This is a genomic window from Novacetimonas hansenii (assembly GCF_014843995.1).
GTDB classification, from domain to species: domain Bacteria; phylum Pseudomonadota; class Alphaproteobacteria; order Acetobacterales; family Acetobacteraceae; genus Novacetimonas; species Novacetimonas hansenii.
Genome location: NZ_CP062147.1, coordinates 1,105,364 through 1,126,266, shown reverse-complemented (window position 1 = coordinate 1,126,266; position 20,903 = coordinate 1,105,364). Strand labels below are relative to the sequence as shown.

Below are 20,903 nucleotides of genomic sequence, written 5' to 3'. Positions count from 1 at the left end.
GCGGCAGAGGACGAGCTAGCTGCGCGTCTTGGCGTGGGCGGTGGCGACATGGTGCGCCTGCCCCATCCCGACAAGATGCACATGCGCACGCGCGGCGGGATGGGCATGCGATGTATGCGAGACCACATGCACGGCGGCAGGATGCGCCCCACGCCGCAGCCGGGCATACGAAAGCGGAATCGACGCATCGGCGACCTGCTCGGGGCCATCGGCGCGATAACGTGAACTGGCCAGCACCACACCACCATGCCCGAACGCCGCACGACGCCGTGCAGCGACCGTGTTGCGGGCCAGGACAAGCGGACGCTGGACGGGGGCGATTCCCTCCGCACGGAAACTGTCGTCGAGCAGGTCCGCCATCACGGCGTTGCGCGTCTCGTTCGACGGGGCCCCCAGAACCACCCCGATCAGGCGCACATTGTCACGTACGGCGGAGGTAACGAGGTTATGCCCGGCAACGGCGGTATATCCGGTCTTGAGACCATCCGCACCCGGATAGGATTTGAGCATTGGATCATGGTTGGGCACATAGCGGCCGCGGAAATAGAATGCAGGAACCGCGAAATAATGATAATATTCGCCGAAATCCAGTGCGATATGGCGCGCAAGCGTCGCAAGGTCGCGCGCGGAGGTCATCTGTTCCTCGTTCGGCAGGCCCGATGCATTGCGGAAGGATGTATCGTTCATCGACAGGCGCGCGGCCTGCTGCGTCATGATCTGCGCGAAGGTGCTTTCGCTTCCGGCGCCAAGGAATTCACCCAATGCACAGGCCGCGTCATTGGCCGATTTCGTCACAAGGGCAAGGATCGCCTCTTCCACCGTAAGATAGCTGCCGGGACGCAGGCCAAGCTTCGACGGTTCCATGGAGGCGGCATGCGCACTGACGGGCACCACCTGGTCGAGCGTGATGCGCCCCGCCCTGAGCGCCTTGAACGTCAGGTAAAGGGTCATCAGCTTCGTCAGGCTGGCGGGAAAGCGGCGCAGGTCGGCATTGGACTGCGACAGGACGGTGCCGGTACGGGCATCCATGACGATGGAGCTGATCTGCCCCACATATTGGGCGCGGGCCTGTCCCGCCCCGCCAAACAGCCCCGCGACCAGTCCACCCGCCACCAGCAGTGAAACCTTCACCCTGGTGCCGCGTGCAGTGAAAAGGCGTGTCATACGGCGGGGAAAAGGGGACATGCGGCGATCATCATCCAGTGCGGAACCGGGCGAGGACATTCCCGGCCTCCATCATATGACAATTAATTCTGTGACCATCCTAGACATCAGAAAGCACGGACGTCCAGAGCGGAATCGCAAAAATGGCCGAAACCCAAGGCAACTTTGTATTGCAGCGCCCCATGACCCGCCCCCTTCGCCACACGAAATCGCGAGGAGACGAAAAAATCATGCCCGATAATGGCACCAGCCCCTTCCAACGGGGAACAGAGTTCCAATATGGTAGGATCATGTCCGTCAGAAGCCTGCATTCCCCTGCTGCCACTATCTTGGTCGCCACTACATTGGCCGCCAAGACCCTGCATGATCGCGGGACATCCCCGCGTGTACGCGCACATGGCGGCAACACCCCGCCGCGCAGGCCGGATGGCACGGGCGAAAATGGGAATGATGACGGGATGGCGGGCGTCGTCATCCGCACCCGGCCACAAACCCGCAAGCCGGCAATGTACAAGGTGCTGATGCTGAACGACGATTACACCCCGATGGAGTTCGTCGTCCACGTCCTGGAACGGTTTTTCCAGAAATCGCGTGAGGAGGCGACCGACATCATGCTGCATGTCCACAAGCGCGGCGTCGGCGTATGCGGTGTCTTTACCTACGAAGTTGCCGAAACAAAGGTCACGCAGGTCATGGACCTTGCACGGCAGAACCAGCACCCCTTGCAATGCACGATCGAAAAGGACTGAGGCCACGATCAGGCATTTTTCCACCTTTGCATTCTTTCATGCGGATTTATGCAAATTTCCTCTGGCATTCCCCCCTCAACGGGTCAAAGATCATGATCGTCCGGTCATGATCCCCGGGGTCGCAATGGCCCCCTTTGGAAAAGGAGCGTCTCGGCATGTTGTCACGTAATCTGGAACAGACGCTTCATCGTGCGCTGACACTCGCCAGCGAACGGCGGCATGAATATGCCACCCTCGAACATCTTCTCCTCTCCCTTATCGATGACCCCGATGCGGTCACGGTCTTTCGCGCCTGCGGGGTGGACCTTGACAAGCTGCGTCACGACCTGACGGAATTCCTCGACAAGGACCTTGCCGGGCTTGCGTCAGACCGCACCGTTGACCCAAAGCCGACGGCGGCGTTCCAGCGCGTGATCCAGCGCGCCGCGATCCATGTGCAGTCCACTGGCCGCGACGAGGTGACGGGCGCGAACGTGCTGGTCGCCCTGTTCGCCGAACGCGAAAGCCATGCCGTCTATTTCCTGCAGTTGCAGGACATGACGCGCCTTGATGCCGTCAACTTCATCTCCCACGGGATTGCCAAGGCCCCGGAACGTTCGACGCGCCGCCCGGTCGCGGGCACGCCGTCCGAAGGGCCCGACCCCGAGCGTGAGGAAACCGGCAAGAGCCGGCAGAAAAACCAGGATGCGCTGTCGACCTATTGCACCAACCTCAATGACAAGGCGAGCGAAGGGAAGATCGACCCGCTGATCGGGCGCGATTCGGAAATCGAACGCACGATCCAGATCCTGTGCCGTCGCACGAAGAACAACCCGCTTTATGTGGGGGATCCGGGCGTGGGCAAGACCGCGATTGCCGAAGGACTGGCCAAGCGCATCGTCGAAGGCGACGTGCCCGAAGTGCTGCTTCACTCCACCATCTATTCTCTGGATATGGGGGCGCTGCTTGCGGGGACACGGTATCGTGGTGATTTCGAGGAACGGCTGAAGGCGGTCGTGACCGAACTCGATAACAATCCGGGCAGCATCCTGTTCATCGACGAAATCCACACCGTAATCGGCGCGGGCGCGACGTCGGGCGGGGCGATGGATGCGTCCAACCTGCTGAAACCCGCACTGGCGGCGGGGACACTGCGCTGCATCGGGTCAACCACGTACAAGGAATACCGCCAGCATTTCGAAAAGGATCGGGCGCTGGTGCGCCGGTTCCAGAAAATCGATGTGGCCGAACCCTCCATCGACGATGCGGTGAAGATCCTGCGTGGCCTGAAGGTCAATTACGAAAAGCACCACAAGGTCCGTTATACCGATGATGCGATCCGTGGCGCGGTCGAACTGGCGGCGAAATACATCCATGACCGCAAGCTGCCGGACAAGGCCATCGACGTCATTGACGAGGTGGGCGCGTCACGCATGCTGGTGCCTGAAAACCGCCGCCGCAAGACTGTCACCCTGAAGGATGTGGAAGACATCGTCGCCAAGATCGCCCGCATCCCGCCCAAGAGCGTGTCGTCGGACGACAAGGAGACGCTGCGCTCGCTCGAACGCGACCTCAAGGGCATGGTCTATGGGCAGGACAAGGCGATTGAGGCCCTGACGGCGGCAATCAAGCTGTCGCGTGCCGGGCTGCGGGATGCGGAAAAGCCGATCGGGAACTATCTGTTCTCCGGCCCGACGGGCGTGGGCAAGACCGAGGTGGCAAAGCAGCTTGCCAGCACGCTGGGGATTGAACTGATCCGCTTTGACATGTCCGAATATATGGAACGTCATTCGATTTCGCGCCTGATTGGCGCACCGCCGGGTTATGTCGGGTTTGATCAGGGCGGGTTGCTGACCGACGCCATCGACCAGCACCCGCATGCGGTCCTGCTGCTTGATGAAATCGAGAAGGCACATCCTGACCTGTATAACGTGCTGTTGCAGGTGATGGATCATGGTCGCCTGACGGATCACAATGGCAAGACGGTTGATTTCCGCAATGTCATGCTGATCATGACGACAAATGCAGGTGCTGCCGACCTGAGCAAGGAATCCATCGGCTTTGCCCGTAACGGGCGGGAGGGGGAGGATGAAGAGGCCATCAAGCGCATCTTCACCCCTGAATTCCGCAACCGTCTCGATGCAATCATTCCCTTTGCGCACCTGCCGCCCGAAGTGGTGGACCGCGTGGTGGAGAAATTCATCTTCCAGCTTGAAGCCCAGTTGGCGGATCGCAATGTGATGATCGAGATTTCGTCGGCGGCGAAGGAATGGCTGGCGGAACGCGGGTATGACCGCCTGTATGGCGCACGTCCGCTGGGACGCGTCATTCAGGAAAACATCAAGAAGCCACTGGCCGAAGAACTGCTGTTCGGCAAGCTGGTCAAGGGTGGCGTTGTCAAGATCTCGCTGAAGGACGGCAAGCTGGACTTCGACTACATCTCCCACGATCCCGCGGCCTCGGCGGCGGAAGGGGATGAAGGCGACAATGAAAAAGAGTCCGAAGCAGCGGACTGAAACACAAGCTGACCTGAAGGTCGGTTGATATGGAACAGGGGTCGGTAACGGCCCCTGTTTTCATATGGGCACCTTAACATCATGCCATCACCAGCAGCCTGGCCCGCCTGAAAAGGCCGTGGACACGCCGCGCACCCAGTCAATAAAATTTCTGCCTGCTCTCCCTTGCTGGAGCAAAGCGGCAACTTTGTTTACCCACGCCGAGGCACACACGCAGGTATCAGCCAGACGCCGGCCATGCCCCATATCGTGGGGCATGATGACCGGTTACGCGTTCCCGCTACAGGAACTGAACCATGCGGGGTCGAGATTTATGCTGGCCAGTGCCTGCCGCCACTTGCCCGCATGATCTGGGCTGAAGACGATCTGCTGCGTTGCCGGGGCACAGACCCATGCGTTGTGGCGCAGGATTTCATCTTCGAGTTGCCCGGCCTTCCAGCTTGCATGCCCCATTGCCAGCAGGGCATGCTGCGGTCCGGCGCCATCGGCAATGACCCGCAATATATCAAGACTGGCGGTCAGGACGGTGCTGTCATTGACGGCCATGCTGCCATTGCCTTCCCAATCGGCGGAATGCAGGACAAAGCCACGTGAACTGTCCACCGGGCCGCCGGCACACAGGCCGATCCGCCGCCGTGGCGGCACCGGCGCCACGCCAAGCTGTTCCAGCACATCATCAAGGACAGGCTGTGCCAGACGGCGGTTGACCACCAGCCCCATCGCCCCGTCTTCGGCCGAATGGGCACACAGGTAAATGACGCTACGCTCAAAGGGCGTATCCATCAGTGCCGGGGTCGCCACCAGCAAATGTCCGGTCAGGTCATGGCCTGCTGTCATGGATATTTTTGGCATGGCCTGAGGATAGAACCACATCCCCCCCCTTTTGCAACCGTTTCATGCAATACCTGTCCACATGGACGGAGCCTGGCACATGCGGGTTGCGAATTTGAATATGTCGCCCAACACCGCCACACTGTCTGGCCAGACATCCTTTACAACCCGATACCCTGCATAAAACGAAAGGATCGCCACATGTCGAAGATCGCCCTTGTCACCGGTGCCACCGCCGGATTTGGAAAGGCCATTGCCGAACGGCTGGTACGCGACGGATATCGCGTGATCGCGACAGGCCGACGACAGGAACGACTTGACGCACTGGCGGGCCAACTGGGCTCGGCGCTGCTTCCTTTCCGCCTCGACATGATGGACAAGGCGGCCATCGCGTCCCTGCCCGATGCACTGCCGGCACAATGGCGTGCGATTGATGTTCTGGTGAATAATGCCGGCCTTGCCCTTGGTATCGCCAAGGCACAGGACAGCGATATCAGTGACTGGGAACGCATGATCGCAACGAATGTCACGGGCATGGCGGAACTGACACGTGTGCTGCTGCCGGGCATGATTGCGCGTGATCGCGGGCATATTGTCGCGTTGGGCAGCACGGCAGGGATCTATCCCTATGTCGGTGGCAACGTCTATGGCGCGACCAAGGCATTCGTGGAACAGTTCATGCGTAACCTGCGCTGCGACCTGCTGGGCAAGAATGTCCGCGTCACCAATATCGCGCCCGGCCTGTGCGGTGGCAGCGAATTCAGCAATGTGCGCCTGCGCGACGATGCAAAGGCGGCAGCCGTGTATGAAGGTACGCATCCCCTGCAACCCGATGACATTGCGGAAACGGTGTCCTGGGTCGTGAACCTGCCCGCCCATGTCAACATCAACCAGATTGAAATGATGCCGACCTGCCAGGCTGCGGGCGGTCTTGCCGTCGTCAAGGGCATGAAGGACTGAGTCATATCCATGCAGGACAAGACCAAAAGCAACACCGCATCCCAATCCGATGCCGCCACCATTGCAAAGCAGGTCGAACTGGCGACACGTTTTCGTATCACTGACGGGACGGATTTCAGGCTGTCCGCCCACCCGACACGTGCGGCGCAGGATTGCGGGCTGGCAAAAAAGGTTGGCAAGCGGCGACTGTATGAACGGATCGGCCACCTGTCGGAACTTCAGGCACGGCTATATGCCAATGGGCAATGGTCGATGCTGATGGTGTTGCAGGCGCTGGATGCGGCGGGCAAGGATGGCGTCATCAAACATGTGATGTCCGGCATCAATCCCGAAGGGGTCAATGTGACCTCCTTCAAGCAACCCGGCCCCGTTGAACTGGCCCATGACTATCTGTGGCGCGAACATCTGGCCCTGCCGCAGGGTGGGCATATCGGCATCTTCAATCGCAGTTATTACGAAGAAGTTCTGGTCACACGGGTGCATCCCGAAATCCTTGAAAACCAGAAAATTCCCCCACAACTGCGCAAATCCCCCACATTGTGGGATGACCGTTACCGCGATATCCGCCATTTCGAGGAATACTTGGCACGACAGGGCACGGTAGTCGTCAAATTCTTCCTGCACCTATCCAAGGATGAACAGCGCAAGCGTTTCCTGTCGCGCATCAACCATCCTGACAAGAACTGGAAATTTTCATCTGCCGATATCCATGAACGTGGATACTGGGATAGCTATCAGGAGGCGTATGAACAGGCGATCCGCAACACGGCAAGCCCACATGCCCCGTGGTTCATCGTCCCGGCGGACCAGAAATGGTTTGCCCGCCTTGTGGTGATCGAGGCGCTGATCGCAGCACTTGAACAACTCGACCTCCAGACACCCAAACTGGACGCCACGGCACGGGCGGAGATGAAAAAGGCACGCCAGCAATTGATGGCGGAAAAGCCATAGGCCCCATCTGCATATAACGCATGCGTGCGCGGGTCATTGACGCGCGCACGCATCATACGCATGGAAGACATGAAGTAACAGAATGAGGACTGTAATGTCGGCACGCCTGACCCTGCTGCGATCCGCCTGCGCGGGCGCCATGTTGATGACCGTCGCACAGGTGATGACCAGTGCGACCGCATGGGCATGGGGAGAGTCCGTTTCCGTTTCCCCCACCTGCGACAACCACAGGTTCCTTGAGGATCAGCGCAAGTTCGAGAACGAGGAACGCCATACCCGCAATGCCGACCTGGCCGAACATGTCTGCGGTCGGGTCATTGCCGTTTCCCGCGCACGCCGGACGCGCAGTGGCTGGCACGGTTATTTCTATGTCGATGTAGGGTCGGGTATTTCCATCCGTATCGTTTCGGATCTTGACCGCATGCAGGCACCACAATGGCCATGGGTGGCCAAGGGTGATGATGTGGATGTTGTCGGGCGCTATTACTTCGACAATATGCGCAGTCAGGGCATCGACTGGACCCACCACGGCACAGGCCGGAACTGGCCCATCGCGGGATATGTAACGGTCAACGGGCACCGGTACGAATAATAGCCACACTGGGAACAGTCACACTGGGGATCTCTTCTCTTTTCAAGTAATCCCCTGAAAAGAGAAGAGATCCATGTTAAAAAAGACTGTCTGAAAAACAGGACAACCCACCATAATCCCAAGAATTTTTATGGTGAAACTTTTCCCAAAAAAGCTTTGAAAACCATTGCATTTCTGAAAAAAGACAACGCTCAGACGCTTTTATCATTGCCGATACAGTGGTTTGTTTTAGAGGCCATCTGAAAAGTCAGGCTCAATAACATCCTGAAATTATAAAGTTTTTTGGTGAAGCTTTTTCCAAAAAGCTTCGAAAGACGCCGCCTTTTTGAAAAAAGGCGGCACCCAAAAACTTTTCTTGTTTTTTATCAATGATTTGTTTTCAAACACTCTTTATACAGCACGGTAAAGCGCCATCACGCGTGTTGCGGGCCTTATCCTCCCTACCACCGGAAGGAAGGCACACATACCGCCGGATCAAGTCCCGCGCCACGCGCCTCTTCAAGCGCAAGGGCGTAATCGGCGTCCTTCCCCTCAGCCCAGCTTCCGCCCAGCATTTCCTGGTGGATACCCCCCAGCACCCAGCACCCGTCCACGCCCGCCCCTTTTGCGCCGCGCATATCGGTGGCGAGGGAATCCCCCACGGCAAGAATGCGCGACAGGGGCAGGTCCATCATCCCTGCCACCAGGTCATAGACCTCAGGGTGGGGCTTGCCGATCCAGCGCACGTCGGCGCCATGGCTTTCCTCATACCTGCTGGCCAGCGCGCCTGCGCATAACAGGCGACGGCTGCCCCGGATAACCTGCTGGTCAGGGTTGGCGCAGATCATCTTCAGCCCATGTTGGGCGCATTGCTCCAACACCGGAAGATAGGGGGTAATATCCTCCTCCCCCCGGTCGGCGTCAGGTCCGGTATTCAGGACGAAATCAGCCTGCGCCGCGTCCTCGACCACCTCAAGGTCAAGTCCGGCGAACAGGTCGATATCCTTTTGCGGCCCAAGATGCAGCATCCGGCGCCCAAGTTGGGCAAACCACGGGTCGGCGCGCGCACGCAGCATCCGGCGGGTGCATTCACCGCTGGTCATCAGCCCTTCATACAGGTCATCGCCAATGCCCATTGTCCGCAGGCCAACCTGCACCGTATCGGCCCGGCGTGGCGCGTTCGACAGCAAGATCACCCGCTTTCCGGCCTGCCGTAACTGCCGCAGGCATTCCGGCGCCCCGGGATATGGGGCCACACCATTATGGATGACCCCCCACAGGTCCACGATATACCCGTCATACTGGCCCGATACCGGGGCGATTCCGCTGGCTTCCTTCACGACAGGGCTGTTCCTTTCGCATCAGACAGCGTCTCGAACCCCTGCAGGCGCAATGCCGTCAGCGTCTCGCGCTTCAGCCGCGACACGATTGCCGGTCCTTCATAGGCATAGGCGGTATAAAGCTGCACAAGGTCGGCCCCCATGCGCACGCGTTCGACGATGTCCGCACCGCTTTCGATACCGCCACACGCCACCAGCGTCAGGCGACGGTTCGCCGCACGCGCCACATGCGCCAGCGTATCGCATGCCAGCGGTGTCAGCGGGCGTCCCGACAGGCCGCCCGTTTCGTTGGCATCGGCGCTGCGCAGGCTGCGTGGGCGCGAAATCGTGGTGTTGGTGACAATCAACCCCTGTGCGCCACCTGCAATCGCGGCCTCCACCACATCGGGGATATCATCACGCGCCATGTCGGGCGACAACTTCACCAGCAACGGCGGGCGTTCGGGGTGGGCGGCGGCAATCGCATCGAGGATGGATTTCAGGCGCGCGGATTCCAGCAGGTCACGCAGGCCCGGCGTATTGGGCGACGACAGGTTGATGACGATGTAATCGACATAATTCTTGATACGCCCCACCAGCAACGGATAATCCCGTTCCGGGTCCGCACCGGTCTTGTTGATACCAAGGTTCGCCCCTACCGGCACCTTTGCCCCCACATGGCGGCCCGATGCGCTGACACGATGCAGGCGCGCCATACGCACGGCAAAGCGGTCAATGCCCTGATTGTTAAACCCCATACGGTTGATGATCGCGCGATCTTCGTTCAGGCGGAACAGCCGTGGGCGCGGGTTGCCTGGCTGCGGGCGGGGCGTGACGGTCCCGGCCTCCACAAAGCCAAAGCCCGAACGTGACAGCGGACGCACCACCAGCGCGTTTTTGTCAAACCCGGCCCCGATGCCGATCGGGTTCGGAAACCGCAGGCCCATAGCGCGAATCGACAGGGCAGGATCGTCCCGGGCCGGGTCCGACACACCACCCAATCCCAGTTGCAGGGCGTTGAGGGCAAGCTGATGGGCGTCCTCGGGATCAAGGCGCCGGATCAGGGGCATCATCATGCGCGACAGAATATTCATGGCCGGGATTTTTGCCGCAATTCGCCCCAAAGGGAAAGGGGCGCGCCTATTTCACATGCAATGCATCCACCGCCGCCGCCGGGTCGGTCGGAAAGCGGATCAGGTAATAGGGGGGCACCCGCAGGTCATGCCCACCGTTAAGCCCGCCAAGCCGGTTCCATTGCCCCAGCGTGCAATAGACATCACCCCCATCAACAAAGATCCCGTCCGGCGACAGCACGCGCGGGTCGCGCACCATGGTATCGAACGACCCGTCAACATTACGCCGGAAAATCGCGTCATGTTCGAAATTGGTGGTATAGATCCGCCCCTGCCCATCGGTGGCAAGCCCGTCGGCCACGCCCTTTTCCCCTTCGTCACGTACGGCCTGTCCCAACTGCGCCTCGGTCACTGAAAAATCCGACAGAAGCGCGGTGGGAATACTATAGAGCCGCCTGCTGGTCAGGGGACAGAAATACAGGGTGCCGCTGTCGGGGGACAATGTAATCCCGTCGGCCCCGCCCCAGACAAAGGATGGCTTCTGCCGGGGGGGATCGAACACCAGGGGACGCCCCTCCACCACGGCCATGAAACCACGTTCCGCCTGCGTGGCGGGATGCTGTGCCAGTACCCTGCGCTGCCGTCCGGTGGCGATGTCGATCACCACCAGCGCAGGTGACATTCCGAACGAGGAATCCGTGACATACACCGTCCCCGCCGCCCCATGCGTCAGGTCCACACGCAGGTCGTTCATATGGCTGTCAGGCAGGACAATGCCGGGACGCAGGACGATATTTGAAAAAACAGCATTGGTGGCAGGATCAATCCCGATGACCTTTGCCGCGCCCGCCGCCAGAGGCAGCCCCGCCAGCTTGCCATCATCAATGCACCATAACCGCCCGCGCGTATCGGTGGTCATGCCATGGACCGACATCAGGCGCTGCGCCACGGGACGGTCGGACGGCCTGCTCCATTGCGCATCGGGATAGGCATGCAGCCCGTCGTCACGCAGTTCCGCAAGTGTCGCGCCCGGATGGTTGATGGCATGGCGGGGAAAGCCGACGAAAATGCGCCGTCCCGGTGTCACCGCAATGCCTGACGGGCCGGGGCCATCAAAACGCGCCACGATTTCAAACGGGCCTGCGGAATTGATGCCATGGTCGCGGTTGATGCCCTGCGTCGCGGGTAATGCCGCATGGGCGCTGCCCCCCGTCCGCGCCAGTGCTGCGACAACCCCCACGGGAACTGCCGCCCCCAGCAATGAACGACGTTTCATGGGTGTTCCTTTCGTGCCGGTTGCCAGAACATGGTTTTGGCTTTCTATGAAAAATCCTGAAAATTCAAAGAATTTTCTGGCTGAATATTCCCCGCAAAGCTTCGCCTGCCTGCCCTCCCCTTTGACCAAGCTCCAGCAGAAACTTTTATGCTTCCAGTTGATGACTGTATTTTATCTTCCCCAAAAATCCCTCAGCGGAGGCACCTGCAACTTTTATAAGGGCCTCAAGAAGCTCTCAAGCAGCTGCCCGCGCGATGCCGACAGAGTGACGGAGCCACACGGCAAGAACAACCGCCCGCCTCCTTCACGATCAGTTCAGGGGCTGATGCGCAGGGGGCGCATCCCCGTCATCGCTGATGGAACGCCGCACTTCCGCAACCTGCGCCGCACTGACCGGGGATGCCTCATTGCCCCATGACTGGCGAATGAAACTGACCACGTCGGCCACAGCACGATCATCCATGCGCGCCGCGAAACCGGGCATGACAAAGGCGGATGGTGCCTGCCGGGTGGCGCGCAGCACACTGCCGGTCAGCACGATGCGGATCAGCGACGTGGCGGAAGCATCCATGACCACCGGATTGCCTGCAAGCGGCGGGAACGTGGTGGGATAACCACGCCCGTCCGTCCGGTGACACGCCGCACAGTTATCGACATACGCACGCGCACCCCGCGCCGACAGGTTCCCATCGTGCAGGCTGTGCCCGGCTGTTGCATCATACCGCCATGCCCGCGCCAGTGGCTGCGCAGGCGACAGCGATTTCAGGTAATGGGCAATCGCGTGCAGGTCGTCCGCCGTCAGGTGCTGCGTGCCGTGGCGGATCGCATCGGTCATCCCGCCAAATGCCGCGGCATGGGTGACACGCCCGGTCTGGAGGAAGGCCACGATATCTTCCTCACTCCATCGGCCAAGGCCTTCACGCGCTTCACCACGCAGGCTGACAGGGTTCCACCCATCGACCGCACTCCCCCCCGACAGATATAGCGGGCCATCCGCCGCCGTCAGGGCCTTTTCCTGCATCGCCACACCACGGGGCGTATGACAGGCCCCGCAATGACCCGGCCCCTCCACCAGATAGGCCCCACGTGCCAGTTGCGGATCGGTGCCCCCTTGCCCCGCCCGCGCGCCCGATGGGGCGAACAGCATCCGCCACCCCACCAGCGGCCAGCGCATTGATAATGGCCAGACGATGTCATTCGCCGCGACCGGCACCGCCACCGGCGCGACACCTTTCATGAAATACACATACAGCGCATGCACATCCGCATCCGTCATATGCGCATAGGATGGATAAGGCATGGCCGGATACAGTGTCGCGCCATCACGACGTACACCCTGTCGCACCGCACGGGCGAATTCCGCCTCGCTATACCCGCCAATCCCTGCCTTTGGATCGGGGGTGATATTGGATGCCCGGATCGTGCCCATCGGCAGGCGGAACACCATCCCCCCGGCAAAGGGACGACCGCCGGGCATAGTATGGCATGCGGAACAGTCCGCCGCGCGCGCCATATATTCGCCCGCCGCGATATCGGCCTGCAGCGTCGCTGCATCCTCCGCGCCCCCCACTGCACCGACCACCGCCCCATTCGCGGCCCCGGCGCCACCCGTGCCCCAGATGACAAGCCCGAACAGCAGGGCCAGGAGATGCCCCCCCTTCATGGCGACACCAACGGGCCGGGATTTTTCAGGTAGGTCGTGCGGATATGATGCGCCGACCAGTAGGCAAGGGCCGCGACCATGCCGGTCGGGTTATATCCCGTCCCCTGCGGAAACGCGTTCGCGCCAATGACAAACACATTGGGCACATCCCATACCTGCAGGTAACGGTTCAGCGCGCTGGTGGTCGGGTCCATCCCCATCACCGCGCCACCGCCAAGGTGGGTGGTCTGATATTTGCGGGTATCGAAGGGCACGCCGAATTCCCGCTTTGTCAACTGCACCTGACGCGCGCCCATTGCACGGGCCACATCGCCGATACGGTCCACCACATACCGGTTCATGCGGATGTCGTTATCTTTCCAATCGAACGTCATGCGCAGCAGCGGCAGGCCATAGGCATCCTTCCATGTCGGGTCGAGGTCAAGGAACACATCGCGATAGGCCATGTTCGCCCCATGCGCATCAATACGCAGGGAATGACGATAGGTATCGACCAGCCCCTTTTTCCACGCACTGCCCCAGCGCGGCGTCCCCGGCGGGCCGCCCGCCTGTGCCGCGGCAATGGCCTTCACCCCCGCCTGATTCACCCAGACCGGCGATCCACCGACAAAGCCCAGCGGCCCATGGTCGAAGTTTTCACTGTTGAAATCATCGAATGCAACGCCACCGCCACCGGTTCCGATGAACTGTTCGGTCTCGATCCCCTTGTCGAGCCAGACCATGCTGGTCGTAACGTTCTGATAGACGAAGTTGCGCCCCACCACCCCTTCATTGGCAACAGGGTCATAGGGCCTGCCGATACCCGACAGCAGCATCAGCCGGACATTATGGAACTGAAACGCACTCAATATCACCAGCTCGGCGGGCTGGGTCCATGTCCGCCCCTGCTGATCGATATAGGTCACGCCCGTGGCGCGGGTTTTCGTGCTGTCCATCTCCACGCGCAGGACATGGGCATGCGTGCGCAGTTCGAACAAAGGATCGCGCCGCAGGACCGGCAGGATATTCACGTTGGGCGATGCCTTGGAATACATGTAACAGGCATAACCACTGCAATATCCACAGAAATTGCACGGCCCCATCTGCGCGCCATAGGGGTTGGTATATTGCGCAGACGCATTGGCCGCAGGCATGGAATAGGGATGGAACCCCGCCTCCGTCGCGGCCTTGCGAAACAGGTGCGCGCTATACACATCCTTGAGCGCGGGCAGAGGGAACGGGCCCGAACGTGATGGGGAAAAGACATTTCCCTTCCCCACAACTTCGCCATTGATCCTGTACGGTTCCCCCGACGTGCCGAACACCTTTTCCGCACGATCGAAAAAAGGTTCCAGATCCTCATAGGTCACGCCATAATCCTGAAGATTCATGCCTTCGGGAATAAAGGATTTTCCATACCGTTCGATCACCTTCGACCGCAGGACCAGGTCATCGGGCGGCATGCGGAAATGGACCCCGGACCAGTGCAGGCCCGCACCGCCCACCCCTTCCCCCGGCAGGAACGCCGCCATGCGCCGGTATGGCAGGGCGCGCTGATGGATATTGTTCCTGATGGTAACGGTGCTTTTCGAAAGGTCCTGAAACAGGCGATAGCGGAAATTTCCTTCCAGCTCGTCGATCGAGCCGGGATAGACCCCATCGACGGCGGTGCTGCGGTCTGGACCACGTTCCAGCATGACCACCTTCTGCCCGGCCTCGGTCATTTCCTTGGCCATGATCGAACCGGCCCACCCTCCGCCAACGATAACGACATCGACGGGCTTGCATCGTGTTGCATCCATGCTTGCCTCCATGTCAGGCGCTCTCCCCGGAAATGGATACCGTGCCAAGCGGATATTTCATCCCGTACTGATCCACCCAGTCCATGAAATCGGCGCGCGCACCCGGAAAGCCGATCATCGTCCATGCCCGCAGCCCGGCATTGCCACCGTGAATGGGATCGGCAAATGCGCCCTCCATCGTATTGGACAGCAACTGTTCAAAAAACTGTGCGGCAGGCAGGTTTCCGAATGTCATCTCTCCCCTTTCCATCATGGCCAGCACCTCGTCCTGGCGCGCGGGCAGAAGGGCGGCGAACGCCGATCCTTCGTGATTGTGGCACCAGGCATTGGCACCCGCGATCCCCACGCGATAGATGTCGCGCGGGGCATAGGGCAACTGGTACCCAAGGTTGGCCGGCCCCTCTGCAAAGGGGGCATGCATGTACCATGACTGTCCCCGGCCATAGGGGGTATCCATCTGCAGGTCGATGAAGCGCGGCACCCCAAGCGTCACGGCATCCGGTCCCAGCGCATCACGCGGGATCAGGCGCGCGCATGCGGCATTGAGGAAACGCCATTCATCAGCATCGAAAAATACCGGGGCATGGGCCACCATGGGTGCGCCCCCATCAGGACGTGCCGCCCCACATGGCGTCGCCACCAGCGCGGTGGCCCCCGCCATGACCTGCATGAACGTGCGACGGGTGGGAACTGCATGCAGCCTGTTCATCGGGATGTCATGTCTCCATCGTTACGGTTGGGACGCCACCAGGCATCGCCTTAGCATGGACAACCGGTATGGACGGACATCCATGCCTGACCTGCCCCATGACCATATTCATGGCCACACCCATGGCAGAAAACCATTGTCATATCCTGAACCATTTATCCCGGAAATGAAACGACCCGCCACAGGGGCGGGTCGCGTCATCAGGCACGCCGTCTTGTGCCCATGCGCAGACCTTGCGCAATGCACACGGAAAACGGCGGATCAGGATGGCGGTAATTACCGCCCCTTGCGCTCCGCAGCCAGCCGTTCAAGGCGCACCTGCTTGCGCAGGGCACGCGCTTCGCGCCATGCGTCCACGGCGGAACGCTTCACCTTCGGCGCACGCTCTGCCGTACGGCCGCGACGTGCGGGCGCTTCGGCGGGTTCGGCTTTGGCGGTTGTTTTTTTCGTTGAAACCTTGGCCGTGCGGGCCTTTGCCGGGGCCTTGGCGGCCTTGCGCGCAGGGGCCGCAGCCTTCGTTTCCTCTGCAACGGCCACCTTTTTGGCGCGGCGTGCCGGACGGCCCGCCTTTGGCGCGGGGGCCGGTTCCTCGATCACAGCGTCCACGACCGCCTTCTTCCGGCGACCCGCACGCTTGGGCGCGGGGGCAGACACGGGTTCCGGCGCGGCAGACTTCGCCTTGCGGGTACGACGGGCCGGGGTGGTCACTTCCACTTCCGCCACCTCGATTTCGGCTTCCACCGGCGTGGGGGCGGTTGCGGCGGCCGCGCGACGTTTACGGACCTTGCTGACCGGTGCGGCAGGTTCCTCAACCGGCGCAGGGGCGGCCGCACGACGGCGGCGCGGCGTCACGGCTGCCGGGGCCTCCGCCACCGGGGCGGGGGTTGCACGCTTGCGGCGGGTGGCGGCCTTCTTTTCCACCGGGGCCTCTGCCACCGGGGCGGCGGCAACGGCCTTGCGACGGCCCCTGCGTGCCGGGGCGGGCACGGTTTCCACCACGTCCTCGATCAATTCGATCTGGACCGGGGCTTCCATCTTTTTCTTTTGCGCAGGACGCTTTTTCGAAACTGACACCTTTTTTCCCACCACTTCAGCTTCCTCGGCGCCCTTGGCGCGAGAGGACGGCGTCGCCGTGCCACGGGATGCGCCGGCACCTGCCGCGCGCCGTCCCTTGCGAACGGTTGCCTTTTTGTTGTCTGCCATACACTCCACCTTTAAGAATATAAATGTATGTATCCCATCATTAACCCGGCGCATGACATCGCAATCGGCATTGCCCGCGCCGTTCCCGACCGGATGACAGATAACGCCCCGACGATGCTATTCATCGCTGGTCATCTGCTATTGGGCTGACATTACAAAACACGCAACTGGGACATTATGGATATACCAGAATGTCCCTTCATTGCGACGCGAAACCTGACGATGTCAAGCGAATGTCGAATAATCTTGCCGTTTTTCTTAATATCAAGCGTAACAATCTGAATCGGAAATGCATGACATGACATCGTCATTCATAAATAATTACGATATTGATTTTAAATATATCTTTATATAATCTTATATTTTCTAATATTACATGGATATATTCATTCCCGTCCGGCATTGCCGCCCCACGCTGGGAACAGACAAGCCATGTGTACAGTGTGGGGTATATTCATTCCCATGCCTTGACCGTCTTCATATGGCACAATATTGCGCGCCCATGAAGATCGCTCTTTTCCTTGCCCGCAACATCTCCACCACCGCCGTCGCGGCCACGTGCGATGTCCTTGCGGGATATCCGCAGCGGCTGGTGCGCCGGATCGGCCATCCCGTCATGTGGATGGGTCGCCTGACGGATATTCTGGACACGCGGATGAACCGCGACACCGATGCGGATCATACAAGATACAGGAACGGTTTTTTGGCAATGTCGGTCATCGCGACCGTCCCGTGCGCGACTGTCGCCCTGGCGCAGGGGGTGATCGCGCGCCGGCTGTCCCCATCGCTGGCGATCGTAACGGGGGGGATCATCGGCAGTTCACTCAGCGCACAGCGCTCGTTATGGGAACATGTCCGTGCGGTCTCCCTTGCCGCACGACAGGGGCTTGCACCAGCACGCATGGCGGTTTCACATATCGTCGGACGTGATCCCGCACAGCTTGACGAGGCGGCGGTCATGCGCGCGGCGGTGGAAACACTGGCCGAAAATTTCTCCGACGGTGTGGTCGCACCCCTGCTGTGGATGTCGCTGGGTGGTCCGGCGGGGGCCGCGTTCTATAAATCGGTCAATACCGCCGACAGCATGATCGGCCACCGCACGCCGCGCCATGACCGTTTCGGCTATGCCGCGGCACGGCTGGATGACCTTGTGAACCTGCCGGCGTCACGGCTGTCGGCGATATGGATCATCCTTGCGGCCGTGACGATGCGCAACATGGATGCGCGTGGGGCGTGGCGCATCCTGCGCCGTGACGCCCGATATCACCGCTCCCCCAATGCCGGATGGCCGGAGGCGGCTATGGCGGGTGCATTGGGCGTCCGCCTGTCGGGGCCGCGTTCCTATAACGGCGTGATCTCGCACGAACCCTGGGTGGGGGACGGACGCGCCGACCTGACGCCGCGTGACCTCGACCGGGCACTGGCCCTTTACCGTCGCGCCTGCCTGGTACAGGGCGGTGTGCTTGTCGCGCTGTCAATCATGCTGCGCCATGGGGCATGGCGGACGCACCGCGTCACACGCACACAGGCCGGGCAAGCGCCAGAAGCGCGGTGATATCGACATGACGTTCCAGATGATCGGCCAGCGCGTCGAGCGCATCTTCCACCGTTTCATCATGGTCGCGTCCCACCGACCCCGCGCCCAGCCGTGCCAGCAGCGCGCGCCGCGCCGCACCATCGGACAGCAGCCCATGCACGTAACTGCCCCACACGCGCCCAGACGGCGCAACCGCGCCATCACCATGGGTCCGCAGGTCGATCAGGGGACGCAGCACATGGTCCGGCCCATCGGTCACGCCCATGTGCATTTCGTATCCACGCACCGCCACCCGTTCAGGCAACAGGGTGCCCGACACATTTTCCAGCCGCTTTTCCCCTGACAGCACCGTTTCCACATCCAGCAGGCCAAGTCCCGCAACGCGACCGGCCGGTCCCTCCACACCATGCGGGTCAGCCACATGACGGCCCAGCATCTGATAGCCGCCACAGATCCCCAGGACATGCCCGCCACGGCGCACATGGGCAAGGATGTCGATATCCCATCCTTCGGCACGCAGGACGGCAAGATCGGATATCGTCGCCTTTGACCCCGGCAGCACCACAAGGTCGCATGGCGGCAGCGGTTGCCCGCGCGCAACCATCGTCAATGCAACATCACGTTCGGCACGCAGCGGGTCGAGGTCATCGAAATTGGCGATCATCGGCAACCATGGCACGGCCACGCGCAAGGCCCCCTGCCCCGTGCGTCCGGCGCGCAGGTCGGCCGCGTCCTCCGCCGGGAGGTCGCGCACACGATCAAGGAACGGCACAAGGCCAAGCGCCGCCCATCCGGTATGTTGCGCGATGGCGGTCATGCCATCGGCGAACAGGGAGGGCACGCCGCGCATCCGGTTGACGATAAAGCCGCGGATGCGCGCCGCATCACGCCGGTCCAGCACGGCCTGCGTGCCGACAAGGCTTGCGATCACGCCACCGCGGTCGATATCGCCGATCATCACGACGTCAATATCCGCCGCCTGTGCAAAGCCCATGTTCGCGATGTCATCATCACGCAGGTTGACCTCCGACGCGGAACCCGCCCCTTCGACCAGCACAAGGTCACATGCCCCGGCCAGACGGCCAAAAGAGTGCATGACTTCGGGCATCAGGCCGCGCTTGAAGGACTGGAAATCGCGTGCATGGACCTGCCCGCGCACCTGCCCGCACACCACAAGCTGCGATCCCGCCATGCCCTGCGGCTTGAGCAGGACAGGGTTCATGTCCACATCAGGCGCCACCCCGCAGGCGCGTGCCTGCAGCGCCTGCGCGCGCCCGATTTCGCCACCACCGGCGGTAACGGCGGCATTGTTGGACATGTTCTGCGGCTTGAACGGCCGGACCTGCAACCCGCGCCGCACGCAGGCCCGCGCAAGGCCCGCGACCAGCACCGATTTCCCGACGCTGGACCCTGTGCCCTGGAACATCAGCGCACGCGCCATCAGAATTCGATCCCGGCCTGCGCCTTCACACCGTCCTTGAAATGATGCTTCACCAACGACATTTCCGTCACGAGATCGGCCGCCGCGATCATGGCCGGGCGTGCATTGCGCCCCGTCACGACGACATGCTGCATCACAGGACGTGCGGCGATGTCGGCAATGACATCTTCGAGCGGCAGATAATCATAACGCAGCGCGATATTGAGTTCATCAAGGATCACAAGCGCCACATCCGTGCGCCGCAACGCCGCGCGCGCCTGTTCCCATGCCCGTTCGCACGCGGCAATGTCACGTGCGCGGTCCTGCGTGTTCCATGTGAACCCCTCGCCCAGCGCATGCCATTCCACAAGGTCGTCGAATTTTTCCAGCGCGATGCGTTCCCCCGTGTTCCACGCCCCCTTGATGAACTGGATCACCACGACACGGCCGCCATGCGCCACCGTGCGCAACGCCATGCCGAACGCCGCCGTGGACTTGCCCTTGCCAGGGCCGGTATGGACCGCCAGCAGTCCCTTCTCCACCGCCTTGGCCGCGACCTCGTTATCCTGCACTTCCTTGCGCTTGCGCATTTTTTCGCGGTGGCGTTCCGCGTCGGGCAAATCGGTCATTTCATCTCCATCGGCAAACCTGCCGCCACAAACACCACGCGCCCGGCCTCCCGCGCAATGGCCTGATGCAACAGACCTGCCTCGTCACGGAAACGACGCGCCAGCGCATTGTCGGGCACGATGCCCAATCCGACTTCGTTCCCCACCAGAACCGTGGGAGCAGCCCTGCGCCGCAGGGCGGAAAGCAGCCCGTCACGCGCCTGCGCGATGTCACAACCATCAAGCAGCAGGTTCGTCAGCCACAATGTCAGACAATCCACCAGCACCGGCCGCACACCCGCCGCATCAAGCACCGGCCCGATGTCATGCGGTTCCTCCACCGTGTCCCATCCCTCTGCCCGGCCCGCACGGTGATGGGCGACACGATCGCGCATTTCCGCGTCATAGACCCGCGATGTCGCGACATAGATCCATGGACGCGGCCAGCGCGTGACGATCCCTTCGGCAAAACTGCTCTTCCCCGAACGCGCACCGCCCAGCACCAGCACGGCGCCTGCCATGCCCGTCATGCCTGCCGTTCCCTCCGAAGCCTGCATTTAACTCCTCCGCCATCTTGCATCGCGCGGCATAAG

General features: G+C 61.3%; 19 protein-coding genes. 7 read left to right on the top strand and 12 right to left on the bottom strand.

What is annotated here, in order from left to right; translation table 11 throughout:
- Positions 1 to 15: 15 nt before the first annotated feature.
- Complete coding sequence (locus tag IFJ82_RS04830; RefSeq protein WP_040512541.1) at positions 16 to 1,164, bottom strand: D-alanyl-D-alanine carboxypeptidase family protein; 1,149 nt, start codon at positions 1,162 to 1,164, stop codon at positions 16 to 18.
- A gap of 290 nt (positions 1,165 to 1,454) precedes the next feature.
- Between IFJ82_RS04830 and clpS the strand changes: the two genes are divergently transcribed.
- Positions 1,455 to 1,913 carry an ATP-dependent Clp protease adapter ClpS gene (clpS, locus tag IFJ82_RS04825; protein ID WP_225578786.1) on the top strand — a complete coding sequence of 153 codons (459 nt, stop codon included), beginning with the start codon at positions 1,455 to 1,457 and terminating at the stop codon, positions 1,911 to 1,913.
- Positions 1,914 to 2,068: 155 nt separating this feature from the next.
- Positions 2,069 to 4,408 carry an ATP-dependent Clp protease ATP-binding subunit ClpA gene (gene clpA, locus IFJ82_RS04820; protein WP_062809939.1) on the top strand — a complete coding sequence of 780 codons (2,340 nt, stop codon included), beginning with the start codon at positions 2,069 to 2,071 and terminating at the stop codon, positions 4,406 to 4,408.
- A 267-nt stretch (positions 4,409 to 4,675) separates the two neighbouring features.
- Here the strand turns inward: clpA and IFJ82_RS04815 are convergent, their stop codons facing one another.
- Complete coding sequence (locus tag IFJ82_RS04815) at positions 4,676 to 5,245, bottom strand: YqgE/AlgH family protein (protein ID WP_225578785.1); 570 nt, start codon at positions 5,243 to 5,245, stop codon at positions 4,676 to 4,678.
- A gap of 195 nt (positions 5,246 to 5,440) precedes the next feature.
- Here IFJ82_RS04815 and IFJ82_RS04810 point away from each other — a divergent pair, with 195 nt between their 5' ends.
- The 3 genes from IFJ82_RS04810 to IFJ82_RS04800 all read left to right on the top strand — a co-directional run bounded on the left by IFJ82_RS04810 (position 5,441) and on the right by IFJ82_RS04800 (position 7,742).
- The gene (locus IFJ82_RS04810) at positions 5,441 to 6,199 is read left to right on the top strand and encodes an SDR family NAD(P)-dependent oxidoreductase (RefSeq protein WP_003621234.1); all 759 of its coding nucleotides are present in this window, start codon (positions 5,441 to 5,443) and stop codon (positions 6,197 to 6,199) included.
- Between the two features lie 9 nt (positions 6,200 to 6,208).
- A complete protein-coding gene (locus tag IFJ82_RS04805) occupies positions 6,209 to 7,150 on the top strand; it encodes a polyphosphate kinase 2 family protein (RefSeq protein WP_003621236.1) in 942 nt (313 codons plus the stop codon).
- Positions 7,151 to 7,244: 94 nt separating this feature from the next.
- Positions 7,245 to 7,742, top strand: a complete 498-nt coding sequence (locus IFJ82_RS04800) for a DUF3465 domain-containing protein (RefSeq protein ID WP_003621238.1) — start codon at positions 7,245 to 7,247, stop codon at positions 7,740 to 7,742.
- A gap of 440 nt (positions 7,743 to 8,182) precedes the next feature.
- Here the strand turns inward: IFJ82_RS04800 and IFJ82_RS04795 are convergent, their stop codons facing one another.
- From IFJ82_RS04795 to IFJ82_RS04765, 7 genes are all read right to left on the bottom strand, one after another.
- Complete coding sequence (locus tag IFJ82_RS04795) at positions 8,183 to 9,061, bottom strand: TIGR01459 family HAD-type hydrolase (RefSeq protein WP_075631660.1); 879 nt, start codon at positions 9,059 to 9,061, stop codon at positions 8,183 to 8,185.
- Positions 9,058 to 10,134 carry a quinone-dependent dihydroorotate dehydrogenase gene (locus tag IFJ82_RS04790; protein ID WP_040512551.1) on the bottom strand — a complete coding sequence of 359 codons (1,077 nt, stop codon included), beginning with the start codon at positions 10,132 to 10,134 and terminating at the stop codon, positions 9,058 to 9,060. Before IFJ82_RS04790 ends, IFJ82_RS04795 begins: the two co-directional genes overlap by 4 nt.
- 46 nt (positions 10,135 to 10,180) lie before the next feature.
- Entirely contained in the window at positions 10,181 to 11,389 is a 1,209-nt protein-coding gene (locus IFJ82_RS04785; RefSeq protein ID WP_192265784.1) for an L-dopachrome tautomerase-related protein, read from the bottom strand.
- 310 nt (positions 11,390 to 11,699) lie between these two features.
- Positions 11,700 to 13,052 carry a c-type cytochrome gene (locus IFJ82_RS04780; protein WP_192265782.1) on the bottom strand — a complete coding sequence of 451 codons (1,353 nt, stop codon included), beginning with the start codon at positions 13,050 to 13,052 and terminating at the stop codon, positions 11,700 to 11,702.
- Positions 13,049 to 14,845, bottom strand: a complete 1,797-nt coding sequence (locus IFJ82_RS04775) for a GMC family oxidoreductase (protein WP_225578784.1) — start codon at positions 14,843 to 14,845, stop codon at positions 13,049 to 13,051. Before IFJ82_RS04775 ends, IFJ82_RS04780 begins: the two co-directional genes overlap by 4 nt.
- A 1-nt stretch (position 14,846) precedes the next feature.
- Positions 14,847 to 15,542, bottom strand: a complete 696-nt coding sequence (locus tag IFJ82_RS04770; RefSeq protein WP_192265781.1) for a gluconate 2-dehydrogenase subunit 3 family protein — start codon at positions 15,540 to 15,542, stop codon at positions 14,847 to 14,849.
- 276 nt (positions 15,543 to 15,818) lie between these two features.
- Positions 15,819 to 16,745 carry a hypothetical protein gene (locus tag IFJ82_RS04765; protein ID WP_192265779.1) on the bottom strand — a complete coding sequence of 309 codons (927 nt, stop codon included), beginning with the start codon at positions 16,743 to 16,745 and terminating at the stop codon, positions 15,819 to 15,821.
- A 27-nt stretch (positions 16,746 to 16,772) separates the two neighbouring features.
- Here IFJ82_RS04765 and IFJ82_RS15880 point away from each other — a divergent pair, with 27 nt between their 5' ends.
- Both IFJ82_RS15880 and cbiB read left to right on the top strand, forming a co-directional pair.
- Positions 16,773 to 16,895 carry a hypothetical protein gene (locus IFJ82_RS15880; RefSeq protein ID WP_003621260.1) on the top strand — a complete coding sequence of 41 codons (123 nt, stop codon included), beginning with the start codon at positions 16,773 to 16,775 and terminating at the stop codon, positions 16,893 to 16,895.
- A 352-nt stretch (positions 16,896 to 17,247) separates the two neighbouring features.
- Positions 17,248 to 18,300 carry an adenosylcobinamide-phosphate synthase CbiB gene (gene cbiB, locus IFJ82_RS04760; RefSeq protein ID WP_192265777.1) on the top strand — a complete coding sequence of 351 codons (1,053 nt, stop codon included), beginning with the start codon at positions 17,248 to 17,250 and terminating at the stop codon, positions 18,298 to 18,300.
- Here cbiB and IFJ82_RS04755 read toward each other — a convergent pair.
- The 3 genes from IFJ82_RS04755 to cobU are packed head-to-tail and all read right to left on the bottom strand — an operon-like array spanning position 18,260 to position 20,867.
- Positions 18,260 to 19,723, bottom strand: coding sequence for a cobyric acid synthase (locus IFJ82_RS04755; RefSeq protein WP_192265775.1), 1,464 nt, complete (start codon positions 19,721 to 19,723; stop codon positions 18,260 to 18,262). The genes cbiB and IFJ82_RS04755 overlap by 41 nt on opposite strands.
- A complete protein-coding gene (gene cobO / locus IFJ82_RS04750) occupies positions 19,723 to 20,331 on the bottom strand; it encodes a cob(I)yrinic acid a,c-diamide adenosyltransferase (RefSeq protein ID WP_192265773.1) in 609 nt (202 codons plus the stop codon). The genes IFJ82_RS04755 and cobO overlap by 1 nt, the downstream gene beginning before the upstream one ends.
- The gene (gene cobU, locus IFJ82_RS04745; RefSeq protein ID WP_192265772.1) at positions 20,328 to 20,867 is read right to left on the bottom strand and encodes a bifunctional adenosylcobinamide kinase/adenosylcobinamide-phosphate guanylyltransferase; all 540 of its coding nucleotides are present in this window, start codon (positions 20,865 to 20,867) and stop codon (positions 20,328 to 20,330) included. Before cobU ends, cobO begins: the two co-directional genes overlap by 4 nt.
- Between the last annotated feature and the right edge of the window lie 36 nt (positions 20,868 to 20,903).